19 protein-coding genes and 1 pseudogene are annotated in these 25,191 nt (G+C 67.1%); 12 read left to right on the top strand and 8 right to left on the bottom strand.

Annotation, left to right across the window (positions count from 1 at the left end; translation table 11 throughout):
* The first annotated feature begins 45 nt into the window (after positions 1-45).
* From AWC31_RS19065 to AWC31_RS19055, 3 genes are read left to right on the top strand one after another with little or no spacing between them, the layout of a single operon-like run.
* Positions 46-1,524 carry a condensation domain-containing protein gene (locus AWC31_RS19065; RefSeq protein WP_085145643.1) on the top strand — a complete coding sequence of 493 codons (1,479 nt, stop codon included), beginning with the start codon at positions 46-48 and terminating at the stop codon, positions 1,522-1,524.
* A gap of 2 nt (positions 1,525-1,526) precedes the next feature.
* The gene (locus tag AWC31_RS19060; protein ID WP_234816910.1) at positions 1,527-2,927 is read left to right on the top strand and encodes a hypothetical protein; all 1,401 of its coding nucleotides are present in this window, start codon (positions 1,527-1,529) and stop codon (positions 2,925-2,927) included.
* A gap of 1 nt (position 2,928) precedes the next feature.
* Positions 2,929-4,272: a hypothetical protein gene (locus AWC31_RS19055; RefSeq protein WP_085145642.1), complete on the top strand. Its 1,344-nt coding sequence runs from the start codon at positions 2,929-2,931 to the stop codon at positions 4,270-4,272.
* Here the strand turns inward: AWC31_RS19055 and AWC31_RS19050 are convergent.
* Positions 4,253-5,518: a glycosyltransferase gene (locus AWC31_RS19050; RefSeq protein WP_085145641.1), complete on the bottom strand. Its 1,266-nt coding sequence runs from the start codon at positions 5,516-5,518 to the stop codon at positions 4,253-4,255. The genes AWC31_RS19055 and AWC31_RS19050 overlap by 20 nt on opposite strands.
* 156 nt (positions 5,519-5,674) lie before the next feature.
* Between AWC31_RS19050 and AWC31_RS19045 the strand changes: the two genes are divergently transcribed.
* Complete coding sequence (locus AWC31_RS19045; RefSeq protein WP_085145640.1) at positions 5,675-8,866, top strand: MMPL/RND family transporter; 3,192 nt, start codon at positions 5,675-5,677, stop codon at positions 8,864-8,866.
* 22 nt (positions 8,867-8,888) lie between these two features.
* Here AWC31_RS19045 and AWC31_RS37450 read toward each other — a convergent pair whose 3' ends face one another.
* The 5 genes from AWC31_RS37450 to AWC31_RS19025 all read right to left on the bottom strand — a co-directional run bounded on the left by AWC31_RS37450 (position 8,889) and on the right by AWC31_RS19025 (position 13,944).
* The gene (locus AWC31_RS37450; protein ID WP_165765997.1) at positions 8,889-9,686 is read right to left on the bottom strand and encodes an ABC transporter permease; all 798 of its coding nucleotides are present in this window, start codon (positions 9,684-9,686) and stop codon (positions 8,889-8,891) included.
* On the bottom strand, positions 9,683-10,423 hold the full coding sequence (locus tag AWC31_RS37445; protein WP_165765996.1) for an ABC transporter permease: 741 nt from the start codon (positions 10,421-10,423) through the stop codon (positions 9,683-9,685). The genes AWC31_RS37450 and AWC31_RS37445 overlap by 4 nt, the downstream gene beginning before the upstream one ends.
* Positions 10,420-11,349: an efflux ABC transporter ATPase subunit, DrrA-related gene (locus AWC31_RS19035; RefSeq protein WP_085145639.1), complete on the bottom strand. Its 930-nt coding sequence runs from the start codon at positions 11,347-11,349 to the stop codon at positions 10,420-10,422. The genes AWC31_RS37445 and AWC31_RS19035 overlap by 4 nt, the downstream gene beginning before the upstream one ends.
* Positions 11,350-11,422: 73 nt before the next feature.
* Positions 11,423-12,142 carry a glycosyltransferase gene (locus AWC31_RS19030; RefSeq protein ID WP_165765995.1) on the bottom strand — a complete coding sequence of 240 codons (720 nt, stop codon included), beginning with the start codon at positions 12,140-12,142 and terminating at the stop codon, positions 11,423-11,425.
* A gap of 68 nt (positions 12,143-12,210) precedes the next feature.
* Positions 12,211-13,944 (bottom strand): AMP-binding protein, encoded by a 1,734-nt coding sequence (locus tag AWC31_RS19025; RefSeq protein ID WP_234816919.1) that lies wholly within the window; start codon positions 13,942-13,944, stop codon positions 12,211-12,213.
* A gap of 150 nt (positions 13,945-14,094) precedes the next feature.
* Here AWC31_RS19025 and AWC31_RS37895 point away from each other — a divergent pair.
* The 3 genes and pseudogenes from AWC31_RS37895 to AWC31_RS19010 form a co-directional block, all read left to right on the top strand.
* A pseudogene (locus AWC31_RS37895) lies at positions 14,095-14,276 on the top strand (enoyl-CoA hydratase); the annotation flags it as partial.
* Between the two features lie 46 nt (positions 14,277-14,322).
* On the top strand, positions 14,323-15,951 hold the full coding sequence (locus AWC31_RS19015; RefSeq protein WP_085145636.1) for an ABC-F family ATP-binding cassette domain-containing protein: 1,629 nt from the start codon (positions 14,323-14,325) through the stop codon (positions 15,949-15,951).
* 128 nt (positions 15,952-16,079) lie between these two features.
* Positions 16,080-16,274 (top strand): helix-turn-helix domain-containing protein, encoded by a 195-nt coding sequence (locus AWC31_RS19010; RefSeq protein ID WP_067845859.1) that lies wholly within the window; start codon positions 16,080-16,082, stop codon positions 16,272-16,274.
* Between the two features lies 1 nt (position 16,275).
* Here AWC31_RS19010 and AWC31_RS19005 read toward each other — a convergent pair whose 3' ends face one another.
* Together AWC31_RS19005 and AWC31_RS19000 are read right to left on the bottom strand one after the other, a co-directional pair.
* A complete protein-coding gene (locus tag AWC31_RS19005; protein WP_067845326.1) occupies positions 16,276-16,854 on the bottom strand; it encodes a TetR/AcrR family transcriptional regulator in 579 nt (192 codons plus the stop codon).
* 28 nt (positions 16,855-16,882) lie between these two features.
* Positions 16,883-19,711, bottom strand: a complete 2,829-nt coding sequence (locus AWC31_RS19000; protein ID WP_085145635.1) for an aconitate hydratase — start codon at positions 19,709-19,711, stop codon at positions 16,883-16,885.
* A 280-nt stretch (positions 19,712-19,991) separates the two neighbouring features.
* Between AWC31_RS19000 and AWC31_RS18995 the strand changes: the two genes are divergently transcribed.
* From AWC31_RS18995 to AWC31_RS18975, 5 genes are all read left to right on the top strand, one after another.
* Positions 19,992-20,567 carry an Rv1476 family membrane protein gene (locus tag AWC31_RS18995; protein ID WP_085145634.1) on the top strand — a complete coding sequence of 192 codons (576 nt, stop codon included), beginning with the start codon at positions 19,992-19,994 and terminating at the stop codon, positions 20,565-20,567.
* Between the two features lie 233 nt (positions 20,568-20,800).
* On the top strand, positions 20,801-22,246 hold the full coding sequence (gene ripA / locus AWC31_RS18990; protein WP_085145633.1) for an NlpC/P60 family peptidoglycan endopeptidase RipA: 1,446 nt from the start codon (positions 20,801-20,803) through the stop codon (positions 22,244-22,246).
* 10 nt (positions 22,247-22,256) lie between these two features.
* Positions 22,257-22,949, top strand: a complete 693-nt coding sequence (ripB, locus tag AWC31_RS18985) for an NlpC/P60 family peptidoglycan endopeptidase RipB (protein WP_085145632.1) — start codon at positions 22,257-22,259, stop codon at positions 22,947-22,949.
* A 137-nt stretch (positions 22,950-23,086) separates the two neighbouring features.
* A complete protein-coding gene (gene moxR1, locus AWC31_RS18980; protein ID WP_067845335.1) occupies positions 23,087-24,250 on the top strand; it encodes a chaperone MoxR1 in 1,164 nt (387 codons plus the stop codon).
* A complete protein-coding gene (locus AWC31_RS18975; protein WP_067845336.1) occupies positions 24,247-25,191 on the top strand; it encodes a DUF58 domain-containing protein in 945 nt (314 codons plus the stop codon). Before moxR1 ends, AWC31_RS18975 begins: the two co-directional genes overlap by 4 nt.

The following is a 25,191-nucleotide window of genomic DNA, read 5'->3' as shown; positions in this document are numbered from 1 at the left end:
AACCGGTGATGCCGCACGCCGCGGCGCGGACGGAGGGGAGGGTGCATGGTCGCGTTGAGGGCCATTGACGACTGGATCGGCGAACCCGGGCACGTGGTGTCCTGGCATCCGTCGCCGGCGACGCAAGCCAAGGTTCGCGACGCACCGATCAGTCCGGTCCCGGTGAGCTACCAGCAGGAGCAACACATCCGGACGTTCCGCCGGCACCGCTCGGCCGGTGCCGACATGGCTCGGCTCAACACCCCGGCCTGGGATATGCCGGGCCGGTGCGACCTTCGCGCGATGAGCCACGTCCTCAACGCGTACATCCGTCGGCACGACACCTACCACAGCTGGTTCGAGTTCACCGCCGACGACGAGATCGTGCGCCGGACGATCAAGAACCCGCGCGACCTGAAATTAGTGCCGACCGAGCACGGCGAGATGACAGCGGCGCAATGGCGCACACACGTCCTCGCCACCCCGGACCCGTTGCAATGGGACTGCTTCAGCTTCGGGATCATCCAGCGCAAGGACCATTTCACGTTCTACATCAGCGTGGACCACGTCCACACCGACGCGATGTTCATGTGCCTCGTGCTCGTCGAGATCCACATGATGTACGCCGCGCTCGTCGGGGGCGACACCCCCATTCCGTTGGAGGAGGCGGGCAGCTACGACGATTACTGCCTGCGCCAGCGGCAATACACGTCGGCGCTCACCCTCGAATCACCCGAGGTTCGGGAGTGGATCGCCTTCGCCGAACGCAATGACGGCACCCTGCCGTACTTCCCGCTGCCGCTCGGTGACCTGTCGGTGCCATGGGGCGGCGACATGATCACCGTCCAGTTGCTCGACGCGCAGCAGTGCCACCGATTCGACGAGGTGTGCACGACAGAGGGTGTTCGGTTCAGCGGGGGAGTGCTCGCGTGCGGGGCGTTGACCGAGCATGAGTTGACCGGCGCATCAAACTATTACGCGATCACGCCGACCACCACGCGGCGCAGCCGCGCGGAGTTCATGACGACCGGCTGGTTCACCGGGCTTGTCCCGGTCAGCGTCCCGGTGGATGCGGCGTCGTTCGGCAACACGGCCCGCGCCGCTCAGGAATCGTTCGATTCGGGGACCGAACTCGCCCACGTGCCATTCGACCGGGTGATGGAGTTGGCGGCAGGCCGCATGGGATTGCGAAGCCCCGGCCCCGGTGTGCAGATGCTCTCCTATCTCGACGCCGCACTGCCACCGCTGTCCCCGGCGATCATCGCCGAGTGGGAACGGATGAACGGAAAGATCTACTGCGACAACCGATCTGCTGATCAAGTCGGAATCTGGGTGAATCGGTCGGCGCAGGAGGCCGTCGTCACCGTCGCGTTCCCGGACAATCCGGTCGCCCGCGAATCGGTTCAGCGCTATGTCAACGTCATGAAGCAGGTGTACCGGCGCGTGGCCGAGGGCGGATCGGCCGCACAGTCGCTGATCGGCCGTCACGGTGCGGGCCGCCATCATGCTGCGTCGCATGGGTTGTCGCGGGTTCTCGGCGGCTGACGGTGGCGATCGCGACATCACCCACGGTCGGCGCGGGGGAGACGAACAAACGTGCCCCGCACGGCGACGACCGGTTGACGTACCTGGACCAGGCGATGTACCTCGGCTTGCGGGCCACCGGGCAGGCCGCGGTCATGCAGTGCGTGTGGATATACGAGCATCCCGTCGATCTCGACGGGCTGCGGCGGTTTCACCGCAACTTCGGGTCCGGGCTCGCCGGCAGGCGGATCGAACCATCGGCGTTGCCGTTCGGCCGCCATCGCTGGGTGTCCTCGCTAGGGCCGCCCGCCGATATCGACATCGCCGAACATGCGCGCCCGCGAGACGAACTCGGCGACTGGCTCGATGAACGGGCCGCCCTGCCCGTCGACCCCGAGTGGGGACCGGGCTGGCATCTCGGGGTGTTGCCCATGACGGACGGTTCGACGGCGATCAGTCTGGTCGGTTCGCACTGCCTCGGCGACGGTGGCGGTGCCCTGCTGACCGTGCTCGAAGCGGTCACCGGCAACGTCCGCGATCTTGGTTACCGGCAGCCGCGCTCCCGGACCCGCAGGCAGGCTCTCGCCGAGGACACCCGCCAATTCCTGCACGACTTCCCCGAGGTCGGCCGAACCCTGGTCGCCGCAGGCAAATTGGCGCTGCGGCGGCGCAAGGAGCGCGTCGCCGCGGCGCCGGCCCGCAAACCGCCGGTCACGCAGTGGGAGGACAACCGGCACGTGCGCGTGCCCGCACTGACGGCCTTCGTCGACCTCGCCGATTGGGACGCGCGGGCGACAAGCCTTGGCGGCAACACGTATTCGCTTCTTGCCGGTTTCGCCGCCAAGCTGGCCGAGGTGATGAACCGGCGCGCCGCCGACGGCAAGGTTCCGCTGATCATTCCGATCAACGATCGCACCGACCTCGCCGACACGCGTGCCAACGCCGTGAAACTGGCCAATGTCTCAGCCGATCCGGACGGCGTGACCCGAGATCTGTCGGCGCTGCGTTCCGACATCAGGCAGAGCCTGCGGAAGCTGGACGATACGCCGGACGAGGCCATGGAACTGTTGCCGTTGGTGCCGTTCATGCCCAAGCGTGCGGTCAAACACGCCGCGGAACTCGCCTTCGGATTCGCCGAGCAGCCGGTGTCCTGCTCCAATCTGGGAGACCTCCCTGCCGAGATCGGCCGCGCCGACGGCACGGACGCCGAATACGTGCTGCTGCGCGGCGTCGACCAGCACATCACGCGCCGAGTGCTCGAACAACGCAGCGGGCTGCTGACCGTGGTGGGTGCGCGGATCGGCGGGCGCATCTCGATCACCGTGGTCGGCTACGAGCTCGGAGCGGCCAACACCCGAGCCCGCCTGCGCGGCCTGGTCGATCACACGCTGTCGGAGTTCGGCCTGTCCGGTGTGATCATCTGACATGGACGACAACCGGCTCGAATATCTCGACCAAGCCACCTACCTGTCGCTGCGCGCGACCGGCCGCGCGCAGCTCGCGCAGTCGGTGTGGGTGTACGAGCGTCCGCTGGATTACGCGGGGCTCAAGACCTTTCACCAGAATTTCGGATACGGCCTGGCGGGCAGGCGTATCGAGCACTCGGCGCTGCCGTTCGGCAGGCACCGGTGGGTCTCATCGGTCGGTCCGGCAACCGATATCGACATCGCCGAGGACGCCAGACCGCGCACCGCACTGAGCGATTGGATCGACGAACGCGCTGAGCAACCGGTCGATCCCCAGCGCGGGCCGGGCTGGCACCTCGGTGTGCTGCCGATGACCGACGGCTCCACAGCTGTCAGCCTCGTGGGCTCGCACTGCCTGTTCGACGGACTCGGGTTCTTGCAGACGATCGCCGACGCGGTCAACGGCACCGTGCGCGACTTCGGTTACCCGCCACCGCGATCGCGCACCCGTCGTCGCGCGATCATCGACGACGCCATCCAGACCGCACGCGACCTCCCTGCGCTCGGCGGTGCGCTGGCCGCGGGTGTGAAGCTCGCGCGCGCGGCACGTCACGAGCAGTCCGCATCGGCGTCGCCCGCCGCCGTGTCGCCCGGCGCGACGGGTGTCGACGACCACCGCGGAATCGTCGTGCCGACCGTCACGGTATTCGTCGACATCGCGGCCTGGGACCGGGCGGCCGAAGAGCGCGGCGGCAACAGTCACTCCCTGCTCGCCGGGTTGTCGGCGCGGCTGGGAACCCGGCTGAACCGGCGCCGGGCCGACGACGGGACCGTCGCACTGCTGATCGCGATCAGCGACCGGGCTCCCGGCGACACCCGCGCCAACGCTCTGCGGTTCGCCCGGGTGAACGTCGAAGCGGCCACCGCCAGCACCGATCTCAAGACGCCGCGGGCGGCGATCCGGTCGGCACTCGCCGAATTGCGCGAGACACCGGACGAGACCTTCGCACTGCTGCCGCTGACACCGTTCATCCCCAAGCGTGCGGTGAAGCGGATGGGCGCCATGGTGTTCGGCGACCTGCCGGTATCGTGCTCCAACCTCGGCGACGTCGACCCGGCGGTGGGCAGGGTCGACGGCACCGACGCCGACTATGTGATGTGGCGCCCCGTCGACCAGAACGTCAAACGCGCTCAAATCGAGGGGGCCGGGGGACAACTCGTCCTCGCGGCAGGCCGGATCACCGGAAAGATCAGCATCTCGGTCGTGGCATACCAGCCGGGTGCGCCCAACACGAAGGCGTGGTTGCGGACACTCGCCGGTGAGGTGCTCGACGAGTTCGGGCTCACCGCCGAGATTGTCTGACCGGGCTGCGGCCCTTGCGTACCGCCGCCTCGAGTAGATCCGCCGCGGTGGCCACGGCGACCTCGGGTGCGGTCATCAGCTCGGCGACCTCGCGCGCGCGGGCCAGGTAGCGGGGCTCGAGTATCGTTCTGAGGCCTACGCGCAGCGATTTGGGGGTCATCTCCGAAAAGCGTTGTGCCGTGCCGACTTCGAGTCTCTTCACCTGGGCGGCCCACAGCGGCTGCTCGGCGCCGACCCACAGCACGAAGGTCGGTATCCCCGAGCGCAACCCGGCCGCGGTGGTGCCCGCACCGCCGTGATGGACGAGTGCACGGCATCGCGGGAAGACCGCCGAGTGGTTGACGGTGCGCACGATCTTCACGTGCTCGGGCACGTCGGCGCCGTCGACATCCCATACACCGGAACAGATCAGCGCCCGCTCACCGAGCGCCGAGCAGGCATCGGCGATCATCGCGACTGCGGCGGACGGCGATTGCACGGGCATGCTGCCGAACCCGAAGTAGATGGGTGGCGGGCCTGCCGCGATCCATGCCGAGACGTCGTGATCGGCGTCGGTGTCGAGTTGCAGTGTCAGACCGCCGATGACGGGACGCACGCCGCGCCACGCCTCGGCCAGCCCCGGAAATAACTGCGGGTCGTAGGCCTGTATCTCGAGGGCTCCGGCGTCGAGGATGCGCCCGATCGCCCGGCCGCTCGACTTCGGCAACCCGAGATCGCGGCGCTGCACATCTTCGGCGTCTTTGATCAGCCGCCAGTGCAGCCACTCGGCGGCGGGCCACACCGACCGGACCAGGCGGCCGGGAAGCGGCACCGGCAGTATCTGGGTGTTGGCCCGGAACGGGAAGTAGTGCAAAGCCGCAAGCGGAAGGCCGAGGTGTTCGGCGACGTTGGCGGCCACTTCTTCGTAGGTCGTGGCGGTGAGAATGAGATCGGCGCCGTCGGCAACCTCGACCAGGGTTCGGCTCATGTCCTGCCAGCCCTCGGTCGTGTAGTCCTTGAGCTGACGCAGCGCGGTGAGCGGATTCTGCAGCTTCCACGACTTCCGGAAGATCTCGGCCTCGAGCTGCTGCTGTGAGTCCACGCCGTAGGAGGCGACCGGACCGAGACCCGTCGCCTCGACGAACGACACCAGGTTCGGCGGAACCGCCATCCGCACATCGTGTCCGCGGCGCACACATTCGAGTGCGAGTGCCGTGCAGGGCTCGATGTCGCCACGGGTGCCGTGCGCGGCAATGGCGAACCTCATCCGGTGCTCCGCGGCATGACCCGATTAGACCATGGGCAGATCGGGCGAGCCGGTGTCAGGTGGGACGCGGCCGTGCCGGGAAGCGGTGGGTCCGGAGGGCACGAGAACGCGTGGGGAGAACCCACTGACGATGCCCCTCCCATGTAGCTTTGGGGGATGATTCGGCGCGCCTTCTCCAGCGGCGTGCTCGCTCATGGCGGGCTTCCCGCCCTCGGCCGAATGATCGTCCGCCACCCGGTTTTGGTGATCATAGCCTGGGTTGCGACGGCGTTGGCGCTGTTCCTCGCGGTGCCTCCGTTGGCGGTTGTCGCGCAGCGCAATCCGCCGCCGTTCCTGCCGTCGGAGTCGCGTGTACTGATCGCCGGCGAACAGATGAAGGCGGCATTCAGCGAAGCAGGCTCGGACAACGTCGCTGTGGTCGTTCTGAGCAACGAAAACGGGCTCACACCAGCCGATGAAGGCGTCTACCGGGCAGTCGTCGAGAAACTGCGCGCCGACACGACCAACGTCGAATCCACGCAGGACTTCGTCACCATCCCCGAGTTGCGGCAGGTGATGACAAGCGAAGACAAAAAGGCGTGGAATCTGCCGATCAACCTGAAGGGGACCATGGGTACCCCGTCGGGACAGGCTGCCTACCGCGCGGTCATCGCCGAGGTCAAGGAAGTGACGGCGGGCACAACGCTGACCGCCAACATCGTCGGCGCGGCGGCGACGCTGGACGACGTCAACGCTATCGGGGCGCGCGATCAGATCGTCATCGAACTCTCGACCGTGATCACGGTCCTGCTGATCTTGATTGTGGTGTACCGCAACCTCGTTGCGATGTTGATGCCCATCCTCACCATCGGGGTGTCACTGGTCGTCGCCCAGCAAGTCGTGGCCGCACTCGGCGAGCTCGGCCTGGGGCTCGGACCCCAGACGATGGTCCTGATGACCGGCATGATCATGGGGGCGGGCATCGACTACGCGGTGTTCCTGTTCAGCCGCTACCAGGAGCTGGTGAAAACCGGCCTGAAATCCGACGACGCGCTCGTCGAGGCCCTGCGCACGATCGGCGAGGTGATCGCGGGCTCGGCGGGCACGGTGGCGCTGACGTTCCTCGCGTTGTCCTTCGCGACGCTTGGCGTGTTCTCGACGGTCGGCCCGGCTCTCGCGGTCACGATCGCCGTGGGCTTTCTGGCCTCTATCACGTTGCTGCCCGCCCAGATCGTGCTCGCCGGGCGGCGCGGCTGGATCAAGCCACGCAAGGGCGAGGGGACGCGCCGGTTGTGGCGGCGGTCCGGGGTAGGGATCGTGCGCAGGCCCGTGATCCATCTGGCGGGCAGCCTCACCGTGCTGGTCGCGCTTGCCGGTTGTGCCGCGTTCGTGAAGTTCAACTACGACGACCGCAAGACCCTGCCGGCCGATGCCGAGAGCAACCTCGGATACGAGGCGATGAACCGGCATTTCCCGATCAGCACGACGCTGCAGCAGTTCATCCTGATCCAGTCGCCGGATCAGGACCTGCGGACGCCCAAAGCGCTCGCCGACATGGAACAGCTGGCGACCCGGGTGAGTCAGGTGCCTGGCATCGACATCGTGCGGGGTATCACCCGCCCGGCCGGTGAAACCCTCGAGCAGGCGCGGGCCACGCATCAGGCCGGTGAGGTCGGCGGAAAGCTCCAGGAAGCGTCGACCACGATCAGCCAGAACGAGTCGAACCTGAGCAGGCTCAGCGGCGGCGCCGATCAGCTCGCCGACGTCCTCAACGAGGTCCGCAACGGGATCATCGGGGCATTGGGCAGCGTCCGCGGGCTCGCGAGCGCGCTCGGCGACATGGAATCCCAGCAGGGCGGCGCCACGACGCTCGAGGAGATCGACAAGACGGCCACGCTGGTGGGCAACATGCAGTCGCTCGGGGACTCCCTCGGCGTGAACATCTCCCGGATCACCGACCTGTCCACGTGGGCCGGCCCGGTCGCCAACGGCCTCAACACGAGCCTCACGTGCAACACCGACCCGGAATGCGTCGCGGCCCGCGGAGACCTCCAGCGCATCGCCAACGCACGGGACGATCCGGCGATACAGAGCATCGCCGAGCTCGGCAGGCAACTGGAAGGCACCCGCGGCACCGACACCGTGTCGGAGTCGCTGCGGACCCTCAACACCAATCTGACGACCGCGACGGCGGCCGCGCGCGAGCTCGGCATCGATTCGCCCAGCGGCCTGCAGAGGACCCTCGACAGTGCCCTGCAAGGAGCCAACACCCTGGCCGACTCGAGCCGCCAACTCGCAGAAGGCGTACAGCTGCTCGTGGACCAGACCCGGCAGATGGGCGGCGGCCTGGACCAGGCCTCGGCGTTCCTGCTCGCGATGAAGCGCGACGCCGCCGACCCGCCCATGTCGGGCTTCTACATCCCGCCCCAGGTGCTGACGCAGGACGAGTTCAAGAAGGCCGCGCAACTGTTCGTGTCCGAGGACGGTCACACCGCGCGTTATCTGGTGCAGACCGCGCTGGATCCGTTCGGCACCGAAGCGATGGACCAGGTGGCCGACATCATCAAGGCCGGCGAGAGTGCGCGCCCCAACACCACCCTGGCCAACGCCGAGATCTCGATGGTCGGTTTTTCCGCGGTGAACCGCGACATCCGCGACTACTACAACGGCGACATCCAGTTCATCGTGATCGCCACCCTCATCGTGGTGTTCCTGATCCTCGTGCTGCTCCTGCGGGCGCTGGTCGCCCCCATCTACCTGGTGGCGTCGGTGATCCTGTCCTACGCGTCAGCGGTCGGGATCGGCGTGGTGCTGTTCCAGTTCATCCTCGGCCAGCATCTGCACTGGAGTGTGCCGGGCATGGCGTTCCTGGTGCTCGTCGCGGTCGGCGCGGACTACAACCTGCTGCTGATCTCACGAATACGCGACGAATCGCGCCACGGCGTGCGGTCCGGGGTCGTGACGACCGTGGGTGCCACCGGCGGCGTCATCACCTCTGCCGGCTTGATCTTCGCGGCGTCGATGCTCGCCCTGACCGTCAGCAGCATCACCACGATCGTCCAGATGGGCTTCATCATCGGTGTCGGGTTGCTGCTGGACACGTTCCTGGTGCGGACGATCACGGTGCCTGCCGCGTGCGTGCTGATCGGCAAGGCGAACTGGTGGCCCGCGAAAACCACGCCCGCGCAGCGGAAAGGCACCGCGGTTCACCGGCCGAAGACCGCGTCGGCCGGGCCGTTGCGTAAGCCCGCGACTCCCGACGACGATGACGACGCCGACAGTGCGCTACAGACGTGTGAGTTCGCCGCGGCAACGCACGCGGCGAGCGTCGTCGCCGACGCGTGGAGCGACGAATCGCGCAACCGGTAGCGTCACCGCGCGGCGCGGTGGGCTATCCCGAGCCGCCCGATTCCGCGGCCGCCCGGTAGCCGCGGACCGCCAGCGGGCCGAATATCGCGAGCAATACGGCCAACCACGCGAAACACACGAGCAGTGACCACCCGACGGGTTCGCCCTCGGCGAGCGCTCGCATCGAGTCGACGACGGGTGTCAACGGCTGGATCTGGATGATGGGCTGCAGCCACGCGGGGAACAGCTCGACGGGCGCCACCCCGCCCGTGCAGAAGGCCATGCCCGTCGCCGCGGTGCCCAGCAACGTCAGTAGTGCCGCGCTGCGGGTCGAGACCGCAACGGTGACAACGATTGTCGCGAACACGACCGCGACCAGCACCGGAATCAGCAGGAACGCGATCAAGGCCGGCAAGCCGCCGTCGAACCGCAGGCCCAGCAGCATGCCGATGCCCAAGATGATGACACCGGCGCCGAGCGTCCGTGCCGCCTCGGCGAGTAACGTGCCGGCCAGAAAGCTACCGCGATTCACCGGCGAGACCCAGAATCGGCTCAACAGCCCGCTGTCGCGTTCGGTGGGTATCTGGAAACCCGCCCCGATGGTCGCCATCATCGCCCCGGCCACCGTGCACATGGGAACCAATGCGGTGAGGTTGTCGGCTCCGGTCAGGCGCACCATCGACTTGCTGACCAACAGGTAGTAGGTCACCAACAACAGTGCGGGCAGTAAGAGCGACTGCATCGGCACCAGCGGGTGGCGGCGCCAATGGGTCAACAGGCGGCCCGCGAGAATCAGGCTCGCGGTCCACGAGGACGTCCGCGGCGGGGAATCGACGCTCATCCGCGCCGCCGTTGCAATCGCACCGCGATGGTTCCGAACACCACGAGCAGACCCAGGCACCAGGCCAGCGTGATCGTCAGCTCCGTACCTACCACATGGCCGTCGGCCAAGCCGCGCAATGTCGAGGTGATCTGGGAGACCGGCTGGTTCTGTACGAACGGTTGCACCCAGTCCGGGAACGAGTCGGCCGGAGCCAGGCCCGTGGACACCAAGACGAGCAACAGTTGCGGGAACAGGAGCAACTGTCCCGCGCCCACGCGGTGCGCCCAGGTCCCGGTCGCGTCCGCGCCCAACGACAGACCGAGCGCCAGTATCAGTGGCATCAGCAGGAATACGACCGTCCACAGAACGCCGCCGGTGAACCGGAAACCGAGGGCATACGCGGTTATCACCGTCGCGACGAGCGCGAGGCTGCCGCGGATCAGCGCGTACACCATCCTGGCCGCTAGTGGAGCCAGCGCCGAAATGGGTTGGGTGCGTAGCCGCATCGTGAATCCGGAGGACTGCTCCCAGGCGGCCCGGTCCGCAGCGGTCACGGTACCGAGCAGCATCGCCTGAATGATGGTGGCGGGCAGTACGTATTCGGTGTAGCTCATGTCGCCGGTGTCGATGACGTTCTGCAGGGCGAAGTTCAAGCCGAGCAGGGTCAACACCGGTGCGAGAACGCCGAGCAGTAGATCGAAGTCGCGCAACGCAACCTGCAACACCCGCTCGGTGAGGGCGGGAACGGCTGTCATGGTGTGAGTGCCGGGGGAGTGAGGTGCAGGAAAACCTCGTCGAGCGACGGTTTGCGCAGCGAGATGTCGATGAGCTCGACGCCGAGCTGGTCGAGACGGCGGAACACCTCGCTGAGGGTGCCGACACCGTCGGCCGCGCGCACCGAGACCGTGTTGGTCTCCTCGTCGGCGTCGATCTCGTCGATGTCGGCCAGCACGGCCGCGACCCGCGCGACGTCCGCGGTGCGCACCAGGGTGACCTGGCAGTAACTGGTTCCGATCTGGCCCTTGAGATCATCGGCGGTGCCGCTCGCGACCACCCGGCCGGAGTCGAGGATCACGATCGAATCGCTCAGGATGTCGGCCTCTTCCAGATACTGCGTGGTGAGCAGCACGGTGACGCCCTGCGCCGCGAGCGACGACACCAGTGCCCACACCTGCCTGCGGCTTCTGGGGTCCAAACCCGTTGTCGGCTCGTCGAGGAACAGCACCTTCGGCGGCACCACGAGCGCGACCGCGATGTCGATCCGGCGTCGCATCCCGCCGGAATAGGTTTGGACCGAGCGGTCGGCGGCGTGCTCGAGATCGAACTGGTCGATCAACTCGTCCGCGCGCTCCCGGGCCTGCCTGCGGCGCAACCCGTGGAGCCGGCCGAACAGGGTCAGGTTCTCACGTCCGGTCAGCAGCTGGTCCAGGCAGGCTTCCTGTCCTGTCACACCGATGTTCTGGCGCACCAGCCCGGCCTGGGTGACGACGTCGAAGCCCGCGACGAGCGCCCGGCCGGACGTCGGCTGGATCAAGGTCGACAGGATCTTGACGGTTGTGGTCTTGCCCGCCCCGTTGTGACCGAGCAGCGCCAGGACCGATCCGGTCGGCACCGAGAAGCTCACGTCGTTGAGTGCCGCCACTCCTTGGTAAGCCTTGGTGAGGCCGCTCAGTTCGATCACGCGACCCCACCTTGCCGAAACCGCCAACACCGTTGGGCCGGCGCCATGTTGCCGCCGTCGCGCATGGTCGGCATCACCGGATCGCCTCCCATTCTCTACTCACCGATTTTCTGAACAGGAACACCGAGACCGAATTGCTGAACCATTTCCAGAGCAGCCGCGGCCAACCGATGGAATGTGCGCGCCGACCGGAGTGGTAGACGGTCAGTTGCCGGGCGAAGTGCGTACGCCCGATGCGCGACAGCCTGCGAAACAGGTCCATGTCCTCGGCGGCCACGAGTTTCTCGTCGAAGCCGCCCACCGATCGGAACGCCTCGGCAGTGATCATCTGGAACTCGCCGCCCGCGGCGCCGACCCGAAACACGTTGTTCTGCAACAGGAACTGCAGGCCCAGCATGGTGAAGACGTACTTGTCCGCCGCAGTGCTCACCTCCGGCAGGACCCGGTACTTTCCGGTCAACGCCACCAGGCCGTCGATCGACCGGAAGGCCTGGTCGGCCACTCGGAAGAACTCGTTGACATCGGGCACGATGACGTCGGCGTCGAGGAACACGAGGAAATCACCGCGGGCGACCGCGGCACCGGCGTTCCTGGCTTCGGCGATCGTCTGCCGATGGGGCTTGTCGTGGACGACCACGGTGTCGGTGTACTGGCGGCAGATGTCGACCGTCCGGTCGGTACTGCATCCGTCGGAAACGATGATCTCGTGCTCGCCCGCGTACTCCGACAGACATTCGAGGGTCTTCCCGATCGTCTCCTCTTCGTTGAGCGTCGGGATGACGAACGAGATCATGACAACCTGACCGATCGCACCGGGCGGCCCGGGCTGGACTGTTGATACATCCGCTGCGTACCGTCCCGTCAGCCGTCGACGCGGGTCAACGCATCGGTCCGGTACAGCTCGGCGCATTTCTGCCTGCGGATCTTGCCGCTCGTGGTGATCGGCAGCGATCCGCGGGATACCAGCGCCAGATCTGCCGGCCCGATCCCGTGCGCGTTGGCGATCGCGGCCGTCACCTCGGTCTTGAGCGCCTCGTGTTTGCCGGCGTTCTCGGGGTCGTTGCCCTGTTCTTTGACCTCGATGATGACGACCAACTGCTCGGTGCCGTCCCGGTCGACCGAGATCGCCGCGACCCGGCCCTTCGAGATCGCGCTGACGGTGGCCTCGATGTCATCGGGATAGTGATTGCGCCCGCGCACGATCAGCAGATCCTTCAGCCGGCCGATGATGAACAGTTCACCTTCCGAGATGAAACCCAGATCGCCGGTGCGCAGCCAGCTTTCGGCCGGGGTGCCGTCCGACGGGTTGTCGATCCGGCCACCGAAGGTGTGTGCGGTCTCGTCGGTCTTGTTCCAGTAGCCGAGGCAGATGTTGTCGCCGCGCGTCCAGATCTCGCCGATCGAGCCAGCGCCGCATTCGCGCCGGGTTTCGGGATCGACGATGCGCACGGCAGGCGACTCGGGCGTGCCGTAACTGATCAGCGGGGTTCCGCCGTCAGCCCGCTCAGCCTGGCCCTGTGAGAGTTTCTCGGGCTCGAAGGTCACCACCGTCGGGCTCGAACCGGGCGCATGGGTGGCGACGTACAGCGTGGCCTCGGCGAGGCCATACGACGGCCGGATCACGGTGTCCGACAGGTTGAACGGGGCGAATCGCTGCGCGAATCTGCGGACCGTGACCGGCTGCACGCGTTCGGCCCCGCTCATGATCGCGAGCACGTTGCCGAGATCGCGGCCGGCCATGTCCTCGTCGGTGGTCCGCGCGGCGGCAAGGTCGAATGCGAAGTTCGGGGCCGCACTCAGGCCCCACTGCCGGTTGCTGAGCAGCTGCATCCAGCGTGCCGGGCGGGTCAGGAACGCGATCGGGCTGGTGAACACCGTCTCCCAACCGCCGAGGATCGGTGCGCAGATACCCAGCAGCAAGCCCATGTCGTGATAGAAGGGCAGCCAGGAGACCACCGACGTGCCCGGCGGCGCCACCTTGCCGTGATCGGCGAAGAAGTACGTGGTCATCTGCTCGAAGTTGGTCGCGAGGTTGAGATGCGACACCATCACGCCCGCCGGGATTCTCGTCGAACCCGAGGTGTACTGCAGGTAGGCGAGTTCGGGGCATTCTTCGCGGCGGCGGGTGACCCGGCGCCGGGTATCGAGGTCGAGTTTGTCGATCTCGATGATCGCCGGCGCGGGGCGCCCGTCGACGCTTGTGGCATACGGCCGGACATCGTCGACGATGGCCGACGTGGTCAATATCACCGTCGGTGTCGCGTCGGCGAGGACGGCGGTGACTCGCTCGTCGCTCACGCCGGGCATGGGCACCGACAGCGGGACCGCGATGAGGTTGGCCTGGAGTGCGCCGAGGAAACCGACCACGTACTCCATGCCCTGGGGCGCGAGGATCACTGCGCGGTCGCCGAACTCGGCGCGCTCGCGGATCTCGTCGGCCAGGTTGACTGCCCGCCGATGCAGCTGCGACCACGTCAGGCTCTCGGGAACGCCTTCCCAAGCGGTGTCGTAGTTCATGTACGTGAACGCGACATCGTTGGGCTGTATGCTCGCGCGCTCCCTCAGGACGGCAGGGATTGACGACTCGATGACTATGCCCCTCTCATAGCTCTCCGATGCACGACCAAACGAGCTTAGGCGAACGGATCTGTTTGATGTGCCCTCTACCCGATGCCCCCCTTGGCCGGTGAGGTTTGTCTCAGGAAACGCTGTCCGGGCCGCCATCGCAAGTCGGCAAACTCCTGTGCCGGCGTCACCGGCCCGGAAACCGAGTTGACCAGGCGCGGTCTTTGGAGTGGACTGGACGCCGCTAGCCTGGAGGGGCACATACCGGCCGACGGCCTGGGACTACTCTTCGTGCGCCCGCTGCTGCGAACTTCGAGAACGCTGGGGCGGCCCGTGCCGAAAAGCGACTCCCAGCCTTGACCGGACAGCCAGCAGATCCGGGAAACCCGAGGATAGGAGCAGAGCAGCGTGATCACCGCAACGGACCTGGAGGTCCGCGCCGGCGCGCGCACTCTGCTGTCCACCGAGGGCGCGGCGCTGCGCGTCCAGCCCGGCGATCGGATCGGCCTGGTCGGCCGGAACGGCGCGGGCAAGACCACGACGATGCGCATCCTCGCCGGCGAGGGCGAACCCTATGCGGGCTCGATCTCGCGCACCGGGGAGATCGGTTACCTGCCACAGGATCCCAAGGAAGGCGATCTCGACGTGCTGGCCCGCGATCGCGTGCTGTCCGCGCGGGGCCTGGACACGCTGCTCGCCGACCTGGAGAAGCAGCAGGTGTTGATGGCCGAGGTCGCCGACGACGCCGCCAGGGACAAAGCGGTGCGCCGCTACGGCCAACTGGAGGAGCGATTCTCCGCACTCGGCGGCTATGCGGCCGAGAGCGAGGCGGGCCGCATCTGCGCGAGCCTCGGCCTGCCGGACCGCGTGCTCACCCAGCAGTTGCGCACGCTGTCGGGCGGCCAGCGCCGCCGTATCGAACTCGCGCGCATCCTGTTCGCCGCGAGCGACACCGGCTCGGGATCGGCCACCACACTCCTGCTCGACGAACCGACCAACCACCTCGACGCCGACTCGATCGGCTGGTTGCGGGACTTCCTGCACAATCACACCGGCGGGCTCGTGGTGATCAGCCACAACGTCGACCTGCTGGCCGAGGTCGTGAACCGGGTGTGGTTCCTCGACGCCGTCCGCGGTGAGGTCGACGTCTACAACATGACGTGGCAGAAGTACCTCGATGCCCGCGCCACCGACGAGCAGCGCCGCCGTCGTGAGCGCGCCAACGCCGAGCGCAAGGCATCGGCGCTGCGGGCTCAGGCGGCCAAGATGGGCGCCAAGGCGACGAAAGCCGTTGCGGCGCAGAACATGTTGCGTCGAGCCGATCGCATGATGGCGTCTCTGGACGAGGAACGGGTCGCCGACAAGGTCGCCCGGATCAAGTTCCCGAGGCCGGCTCCGTGCGGCAAGACGCCGTTGGTGGCCAAGGGGCTGACCAAGAACTACGGGTCGCTCGAGGTCTTCACCGGCGTCGATCTGGCCATCGACCGGGGTTCGCGCGTCGTCGTGCTCGGGCTCAACGGCGCGGGCAAGACGACGCTGTTGCGGCTGCTCGCCGGGACCGAGAGCCCCGACGCGGGCGGGCTGGAACCCGGCCACGGCTGCAAGATCGGCTACTTCGCCCAGGAGCACGACACGCTCGACGACCACGCCACGGTCTGGGAGAACATCCGGCACGCGGCTCCCGACACCGGTGAGCAGGATCTGCGTGGCCTGCTCGGCGCGTTCATGTTCACCGGTCCCCAGCTCGATCAGCCGGCGGGCACGCTGTCGGGTGGCGAGAAGACCCGGCTGGCGCTGGCCGGCCTGGTGGCCTCGACGGCCAACGTGTTGCTGCTCGACGAGCCGACCAACAACCTCGACCCCGCGTCACGTGAACAGGTGCTCGACGCGCTGCGCAGCTATGTCGGTGCGGTCGTGCTGGTGACGCACGACCCGGGCGCCGCGGAAGCGCTCGATCCGCAGCGGGTCGTGCTGCTCCCGGATGGCACCGAGGACTTCTGGTCAAACGACTACCGCGATCTCATCGAACTCGCCTGACGCGAAAACTCAAGACCCGTCTCGCTTTCGGCCACGTAAATCTAAGACGTTGGACAAATCCGCCCATCGGTGTGTGACTGCTTCCTAGGGTGGGTATGCGTCGGGACATCGAGAGCGGGGAGATGTCGATGAAGGAAACGAACAAGACCCGGGACGAGCTGTTGAACGAGTTGCGCCGCGCCTACGAGGGGGGTGCCAGCATCCGCTCGCTGGTTGCTAGGACCGGTCGGTCCTACGGCTCGATACACAGCTTGCTGCGGGAGTCCGGCACCACCATGCGCAGCCGCGGTGGGCCCAATCACCGGACCAAGACGCGGGCCTGACTCACTGGCTCGTCGGCTGCTGCTGTCGCACCGAGGCTTCCACCAGATCGAGGACGGCGCTGAGGTTCTTCGGGTCTTCACCTGAAGCCAGCCGGGCGACGAGGCCGTCGAGCACCAGGTCGAGGTAGATGTGCAGCACTGCGCTCGGCACATCGTCACGCAGGCGTCCGGCTTGCTTCTGCCGGCGCAAGCGCTCGGTCGTCGCTGCCGACAGCTCGGCTGACCGTTCCGCCCAGCCTTGGTGAAATGCCGGGTCATTGCGGAGCTTTCGCGCGATCTCCAGCCGGGTGGCCAGCCAGTCGTACTGCTCGGGCTCGGCCAGCAGATCACGCATGACCTGGATCAGGCCTTCGCGCGCCGCGACGTCGGCCATGCGTTCGGCGTCCTCGCGGGCCAGTTCGAAGAACAAGGTGTCCTTGTCCTTGAAGTGGTGAAAGATCGCGCCGCGCGACAGCCCGATCGTCTGCTCGAGCCGCCGCACGGTCGCACTCTCGTAGCCGTATTGGGCGAAGCAGCGCCTGGCGCCGTCAAGGATCTGACGGCGCCGGGCTGCGAGATGGTCGTCGGTTACCCGGGGCAACGCGTTACCTTCTGCCGGTCCGCCGGGTCTACTTCGCCTTCAGCATGTTGCGCAGCACGTACTGCAGGATGCCGCCGTTGCGGTAGTAGTCGGCCTCACCGGGGGTGTCGATGCGAACGACCGCATCGAACTCGACCTTGGAACCATCGTCCTTGGTCGCGGTGACCTTGACTGTCTTCGGCGTCTTGCCCTCGTTGAGCGCCTCGATGCCGGTGATGTCGTAGGTCTCGGTGCCGTCGAGCTTGAGGCTCGCGGCCGACTCGCCTGGCGGGAACTGCAGCGGGATGACGCCCATGCCGATCAGGTTCGAGCGGTGGATGCGCTCGAACGACTCGGTGATGACGGCCTTGACGCCGAGCAGCACCGTGCCCTTGGCCGCCCAGTCACGCGAGGAGCCCGATCCATACTCTTTGCCGCCCAGCACCACGAGAGGGATGCCGGCCTTCTTGTAGTTCACCGACGCGTCGTAGATGAACGACTGCGGGCCACCCTCCTGGGTGAAGTCACGCGTGTAGCCACCGGACACGTCGTCGAGCAGCTGGTTGCGCAGGCGGATGTTGGCGAACGTGCCGCGGATCATCACCTCGTGGTTGCCGCGCCGCGACCCCAGCGAGTTGTAATCCTTGCGCTCGACGCCGTTGGCGTCGAGGTACTGCGCGGCCGGGGTGCCCGGCTTGATCGCGCCTGCCGGGCTGATGTGGTCGGTCGTGACCGAATCGCCCAGCAGCGCAAGCACTCTGGCGCCCTTGATGTCGGTGACGGGCTCCGGCTCGGCGGGCATGCCGTCGAAGTACGGGGCCTTGCGGACGTAGGTCGACGACTCGTCCCACTCGAAGGTGTCACCCTCCGGGGTGGCCAGCGAACGCCAGCGGTCGTCGCCCTTGAACACGTCAGCGTAGGACTCGGTGAACATCTCCCGGTTGATCGAGGACGCGATGGTCTCCTCGATCTCTTGGGCAGATGGCCAAATGTCCTTGAGGAAGACGTCGTTACCGTCTTGATCCTGGCCGAGCGGGTCGGTCTCGAAGTCGAAGTCCATGGTGCCCGCGATGCCGTAGGCGATCACCAGCGGCGGGGACGCCAGGTAGTTCATCTTGACGTCGGGGGAGATACGGCCCTCGAAGTTGCGGTTGCCCGAGAGCACCGCGGTCACCGACAGATCGTTGTCGTTGATGGCCTTGGAGATCTCGTCCGGCAGCGGGCCGGTGTTGCCGATGCAGGTGGTGCAGCCGTAGCCGCCCAGGTAGTAGCCCAGCTTCTCCAGGTACGGCCAGAGGTTGGCCTTGTTGTAGTAGTCGGTGACGACCTGGCTGCCCGGCGCCATGTTCGTCTTGACCCACGGCTTGGTGCTCAGGCCCTTCTCGACGGCCTTCTTGGCGAGCAGCGCCGCGCCGAGCATGACCGACGGGTTGGAGGTGTTGGTGCACGACGTGATACCCGCGACGACGACAGCCCCGTGATCGAGCACGAACTCACCGCGCTCCTCGGAGCGCACGGTGATCGGCTTCGACGGCCGGCCCTCGGAGCCGTTGGCCGCGGACGGACGCACGTCCACCGCGCCGTCGTCGGCGAACGACAGCTTGGCGGGGTCGGAGGCCGGGAACGATTCCTCGACCGCCTCGTCGAGTTGGGTGTGCGGCGTCGGGAGATTCTCCTCGACGTAGTTGTGGATGTCCTTGCGGAAGGCGTTCTTGGCATCCGACAGCTCGATGCGGTCCTGCGGGCGCTTCGGGCCCGAGATCGACGGCACCACCGTCGACAGGTCCAGCTCCAGGTACTCGGAAAACACCGGCTCCTTGTCCGGGTTGTGCCACATGCCCTGCGTCTTGGCATAGGCCTCGACCAGCGCCAGCTGCTGCTCGCTGCGCCCGGTCAACCGCAGGTAGTTGATGGTCTCTTCGTCGATCGGGAAGATCGCTGCGGTGGAACCGAATTCGGGGCTCATGTTGCCCAGGGTGGCGCGGTTGGCCAGCGGCACCTCGGCCACGCCCTTGCCGTAGAACTCGACGAACTTGCCGACCACGCCGTGGCGGCGCAGCATGTCGGTGACGGTGAGCACGACGTCGGTCGCGGTGACGCCGGGCTTGATCTCACCGGTCAGCTTGAAGCCGACGACGCGGGGGATGAGCATCGAGACGGGCTGGCCCAGCATGGCGGCCTCGGCCTCGATACCGCCGACGCCCCAGCCCAGCACGCCGAGGCCGTTCTCCATGGTGGTGTGGCTGTCGGTGCCAACACAGGTGTCGGGGTAGGCCTTGCCGTCACGGACCATGACGACGCGGGCCAGGTACTCGATGTTGACCTGGTGCACGATGCCGGTGCCCGGGGGGACGACCTTGAAGTCGTCGAACGCGCCCTGGCCCCAGCGCAGGAACTGATAGCGCTCGGAGTTGCGTTCGTATTCGAGCTCGACGTTGCGCTCGAAGGCGCCGGCGTTGCCGAACACGTCGAGGATGACCGAGTGGTCGATGACCATCTCGGCCGGCGACAGCGGGTTGACCTTGTTCGGGTCGCCGCCGAGGGCGGCCACGGCCTCGCGCATGGTGGCCAGGTCGACGATGCAGGGCACACCGGTGAAGTCCTGCATCAGCACGCGGGCCGGGGTGAACTGGATCTCGACGCTCGGCTCGGCCGAGGGATCCCAGTTGGCGATGGCCTCGATGTGGTCCTTGGTGATGTTGGCGCCGTCCTCGGTGCGCAGCAGGTTCTCCGCGAGCACCTTGAGGCTGTAGGGAAGCTTCTCGGTACCGGGCACCGCGTCCAGGCGATAGATTTCGTAGCTCTGGTCCCCGACGGTCAGGGTGTCACGGGCACCAAATGAGTTAAGGGACGAATTTTCCGTATTCTCGCTGCTCACATCAACTCCCGGCTCAATCTCGCCGCGACGGGCTGTGTCTGCGGCGTTCCGATGTTAACAGTACGCTTGTCCTGCAATGCGCTCCAGGGCGGGGTCCAGTCTTCCCTTCCCGCGTGGCGCCTGCCACCCGGTTCGGGTGAACTCCCCACTGTCACGCCAGAGTGGCAACCGGCGCCGACGGTCACGCTGGCGTGACAACGGGCGCACGGGACGGTGACGATGCCGTCGCGATCGTCGGTGTGGATTCTCGGGGCGGTGCGGGCACGGGTACCTTGCCTGTGTGACTGGACCGCACGTCATCCCGTTCCTCCCGGCATTCATCCCGGTCGAGGTGTGCGAAACCGTCGGCATCGATCCGGGCCAGCCCGACGGCGTCGCTCAGTGCATGGCGGCGGTGCAGGCCGATGTTCGCGACGACGGCGTGAGTGCGCCGGCCGCAGTCGTCGACGGGCTGCGACAGGTGGTCAGCGACGCGCGCCAGCAGGGCGTCGACCTCAAGATCGTCGTGTTGCCGAGGAATCCGGGCATCGATACGCCGTTGCGGGATATCGCGACCGAGGTCGGCCAGGCCAATCCCGGGTCGACCGTGTTGGCGTTGAGTCCGTCATTCGCCGGTACTTACAGTCCGACGCTCGATCGGGTGACTTTGGAGGCCGGTCAGGACGTGGCAAAGACCGGCAACCCGGTCCTTTCTGCGCAGAATTTCGTCGGCGAGATCACGACCCCGGATTTCCCGTGGACGGCATTGACGATCGTGCTCGTCCTCGGCGTCGCCGCGGCGGCCGTCGGCACCCGCATGCTGCAGGTTCGCAGCAAACGATCGGCCGCGGCGCAGCCGTCGGACGCCACTCGGTGACGCCCGAAGTGCGCATCGAACATTAGTTCGGAAATTGTCCGAATATCACTAATTGGTCACACTCCTCGCAATTACATTATTGTAATTTGTGACTAAAGTTTCTTTAGCGTCACCTGTGACGTACGGTGCAATCGGTACCAATTGTTGTAGTTGTGCTTCGTGTGACTTCTGCGCATAGGCGCCGAGCAAATCTGCCGGTAGGCCGACGTTGAGCCATAGGAGACTTGAGTCGAATGAGACGCACCGCTCGCGGACCGCGCACTCGCGGCGCAGATCGGACCTCTCCGTCCCGTCTGTATGCCCGGATCTTCGCGGTGCCGCTGACGCTCGGCATGCTGCTGGCGACAGCGCTGTCCGGCGGTGGCCCAGCGGTCGCCGACCCCGGTGGTTCAGACCTCGCGACCTTGGTCGCGGCCGTCGCCAATGCCGATCAGAAGTTGCAGGAGCTGGGCGCGGCGATCCAGACGCAACAGGAGACCGTCAACAAAGCGATCCTCGATGTGCAGACCGCGCGTGACGGCGCGGCAGCCGCGCAACGCGAGGTGGAGGCGAGCCAGCAGGGCATCGCCGATGCGAATGCGGCGATCGAGGCCGCCCAGAAGCGGTTCGACACGTTCGCGGCGGCGACCTACGTCAACGGGCCGTCGAGCTCGTACCTGACGGCCGCGGATCCCGGCGACATGGTCAGCACCGCCGCCACCGGCCAGGCCCTGGCGGCCAGTGCCGACCAGGTGATCGCGGATCTGCAGCGTGCCCGCACCGAGCAGGTGAACCGCGAGTCGACGGCCCGGCTGGCGAAGCAGAAAGCCGACCAGGCGACCATCGACGCGCAAACCAGCCAGGACTCCGCGGTGTCGGCGCTCAAGCAGGCCCAGCAGACGTTCAGCGCGCAACAGGGTGAACTGCAGCGGTTGACCGCCGAACGGGCCGCGGCCCAACGCCAGCTCGACCAGGTGCGCACGGTCTCGGCGGCGTCTGGTGCGCCGGCGCGCGCACCCCAGCCCGCCCCGCAGGCCGCGGCGGGGGACTGGGACCGCGCACCGGGTGCGCCCGTCCAGGCCGGCCAGAACTGGGACACCGCATGGGATCCCACGCTGCCCGCGATCCCCAGCGCGTTTGTCAGCGGTGACCCGATCGCGATCATCAATGCCATCCTCGGCATCTCGCAGACCTCGGCTCAGGTCACCGCGAACATGGGGCGGACGTTCCTGCAGAAGCTGGGCATCCTGCCGACCCCGAGCGGCTTCACCAACGGTGCGATCCCGCGGGTCTACGGGCGCCAGGCCATGGAGTACGTGATCCGGCGCGGGATGTCGCAGATGGGTGTGCCGTATTCGTGGGGCGGCGGTAACGCGGCCGGACCCAGCCGCGGAATCGATTCGGGCGCAGGCACCGTCGGCTTCGACTGCTCGGGCCTGATGCTCTACATGTTCGCCGGCGTCGGCATCAAGCTCGACCACTACTCCGGGTCGCAGTACAACGCCGGACGGAAGGTCCCGTCGTCACAGATGCGTCGCGGCGACATGATCTTCTACGGACCGAACGCCAGTCAGCACGTCGCGATGTACCTCGGCAACGGGCAGATGTTGGAGGCGCCCTACACCGGATCGCACGTCAAGATCTCGCCCGTCCGCACCAGCGGCATGACGCCATACGTGACCCGGCTTATCGAATACTGATGGGATTACCTTGCGTTCCTTCGTCTTACGTTGCCTGACCGTCATCGCGGCACTCGCCGTCGCGGGAATCGGACTGGTGACCCCGGCCGGCGCCGCGCCCGACGACGGTCAATGGGACCCCACGCTGCCGAAGCTGATCAGTGCGGGCGCGCCGGGTGACCCGCTGGCGATCGCCAACGCGTCGTTGCAGGCGACCGCGCAGGCCACCGAGGTCACGATGGGGCTGGGGCGCAAGTTCCTGGCCAGTCTCGGACTCGTCAACGAGGCACCGACGAGCGTTGCCGCCGGCAGTGTCCGAGGACCACAAGCCATCGAGTACGTGATCCGGCGCGGCGGCACGCAGATGGGCGTGCCGTACTCGTGGGGCGGCGGCAAGCCCAGCGGCCCGAGCCGTGGCATCGACTCCGGGGCCAACACGGTGGGCTTCGACTGCTCGGGTTTCACCCAGTTCTCGTACGCGGGCGTCGGCGTGTTGATCCCCAAGTACTCGGGCGATCAGTACAACACCGGCCGCAAAGTCCCGGTGGCCCAGGCCAAGCGCGGCGACCTGTTGTTCTGGGGGCCGGGCGGCAGCCAGCACGTGGCGATGTACCTCGGCGGTGGCCGGATGATCGAAGCATCCGGCAGCGCGGGCAAAGTGACGGTGAGCCCGGTGCGCACATCGGGTTTGCAGCCCTACGCGGCCCGCATCATCGAATCCTGAGGGGAAGCTGAGCAGTTCCGGCCAGCGTCGACGGATTCCGAGGTGCCTGGAATAGTTGACTGCGGGCACCTGATTGCCCGGCTGAGTACAACCGGCAAGACCAGCGTTTTGCAGATCACGACCGTGGGAGGAAGTTGATGACGTCACCGAGTGGACCGCCGCAGGGCGCCGGAGGGTATCCCGGTTCGGGCCCCGCGCCGGGCTATCCGCCCGGGCCGACCGGCTCCCATGCCGCGCAGGCCGCCCCGCAGGCAGCCACCAACGGTGGTCTGCAGGCCGAGGTGCACACCCTGGAACGCGCGATCTTCGAGGTCAAGCGCATCATCGTCGGCCAGGACCAACTGGTGGAGCGCATGCTCGTCGGTTTGCTGGCCAAGGGGCACGTGCTTCTCGAAGGTGTGCCAGGCGTCGCCAAGACCCTTGCCGTCGAGACGTTCGCCAAGGTCGTTGGCGGGACATTCGCCCGTATCCAGTTCACGCCCGACCTGGTGCCCACCGACATCATCGGTACGCGCATCTACCGGCAGGGCAAAGAAGACTTCGACATCGAGCTCGGCCCGGTCGTGGTCAACTTCCTGCTCGCCGACGAGATCAACCGCGCGCCGGCCAAGGTGCAGTCGGCGTTGCTGGAGGTCATGGCCGAGCGCAAGATCTCGATCGGCGGCAAGACCTTCCCGTTGCCGAGTCCCTTCCTGGTCATGGCCACCCAGAACCCCATCGAGCAAGAGGGCGTGTACGCGCTCCCGGAAGCCCAGCGCGACCGCTTCCTGTTCAAGCTCAACGTCGACTATCCGTCGCCGGAGGAAGAGCGCGAGATCATCTACCGGATGGGCGTCAAGCCGCCCGAGCCCAAGCAGATCCTCGCGACCGGCGACCTGCTGCGCCTGCAGGACATCGCGGCCAACACGTTCGTGCACCACGCATTGGTGGACTACGTGGTGCGCATCGTGACCGCGACGCGCGAGCCCGAGAAGTTCGGCATGCCCGACGCCAAGGCGTGGATCGCCTACGGCGCGTCCCCGCGTGCCTCGCTCGGCATCATCTCGGCGGCGCGTGCGCTCGCGCTGGTGCGCGGGCGTGACTACGTCATCCCGCAGGACGTCGTCGAGGTCATCCCCGATGTGCTTCGCCACCGCCTGGTGCTGACCTACGACGCACTGGCCGACGAGATCTCCGCGGAGACGGTGGTCAACCGGATCCTGCAGACCGTGGCCCTGCCGCAGGTGAATGCTCTTCCGCAGCAAGGTCATTCGGTTCCGCCCGCCGTTCCCGCCGCAGCTGCCGCGGCCAGCGGTCGGTGACCAGTTCCCGACGCGCCGTCGACCTTCCTTCGCTCAAACGCGGGGAGATCCGTGACCCCGCCCTGACGGCGGCGCTGCGCAAGCTCGAGCTGACGGTGCGCCGCAAGCTCGACGGTGTGCTGCACGGCGATCACCTCGGCCTGATACCCGGCCCGGGGTCCGAGCCGGGGGAGTCGCGGATCTACCAGCCCGGCGACGACGTGCGCCGGATGGACTGGTCGGTGACGGCACGCACCACCCAGCCGCACGTGCGGCAGATGATCGCCGACCGCGAGCTGGAGACCTGGCTCGTCGTCGACGTGTCGGCGAGCCTCGACTTCGGCACCACCGGCTGCGAGAAGCGCGATCTGGCGGTGGCGGCCGCCGCCGCGATCGCATTTCTCAACAGCGGTGGCGGCAACCGGATCGGCGCGATCATCGCCAACGGCGACACGATGCGCCGGGTTCCGGCGCTGAGCGGCCGGGTGCACGAGCAGGAACTGTTGCGTGCGATCGCCACCACGCCCAAGGCTCCCACCGGTGTCCGGGGTGATCTCGCCGCCGCGATCGACGCACTGCGCCGGCCCGAGCGCCGTCGCGGCATGGCGGTGATCATCAGCGACTTCCTTGGACCTATCAACTGGATGCGACCGCTGCGGGCGATCGCGGGCCGTCACGAGGTGCTGGGCATCGAGGTGCTCGACCCGCGTGACGTCGAGCTGCCCGACGTCGGCGACGTCATCCTGCAGGACACCGAAACCGGGGTGACCCGGGAGTTCACTATCGACGCGCAACTGCGCAGCGATTTCGAACAGGCCGCCGCCGCGCACCGTGAAGAGGTGGCCCGCACCCTGCGGCGCTGCGACGCCCCACTGCTCACCCTGCGCACCGACCGGGACTGGATCGCCGATGTGGTCCGGTTCGTTGCCAACCGGAGGCGCGGCGCCCTGGCCGGTCACTAG

It is taken from the genome of Mycolicibacterium wolinskyi (assembly GCF_002101965.1).
In the GTDB taxonomy this organism is placed as follows: Bacteria; Actinomycetota; Actinomycetes; order Mycobacteriales; family Mycobacteriaceae; genus Mycobacterium; species Mycobacterium wolinskyi.
Note: the sequence above shows the minus strand (reverse complement) of the source record. Positions and strands in the feature narration are given on the sequence as shown.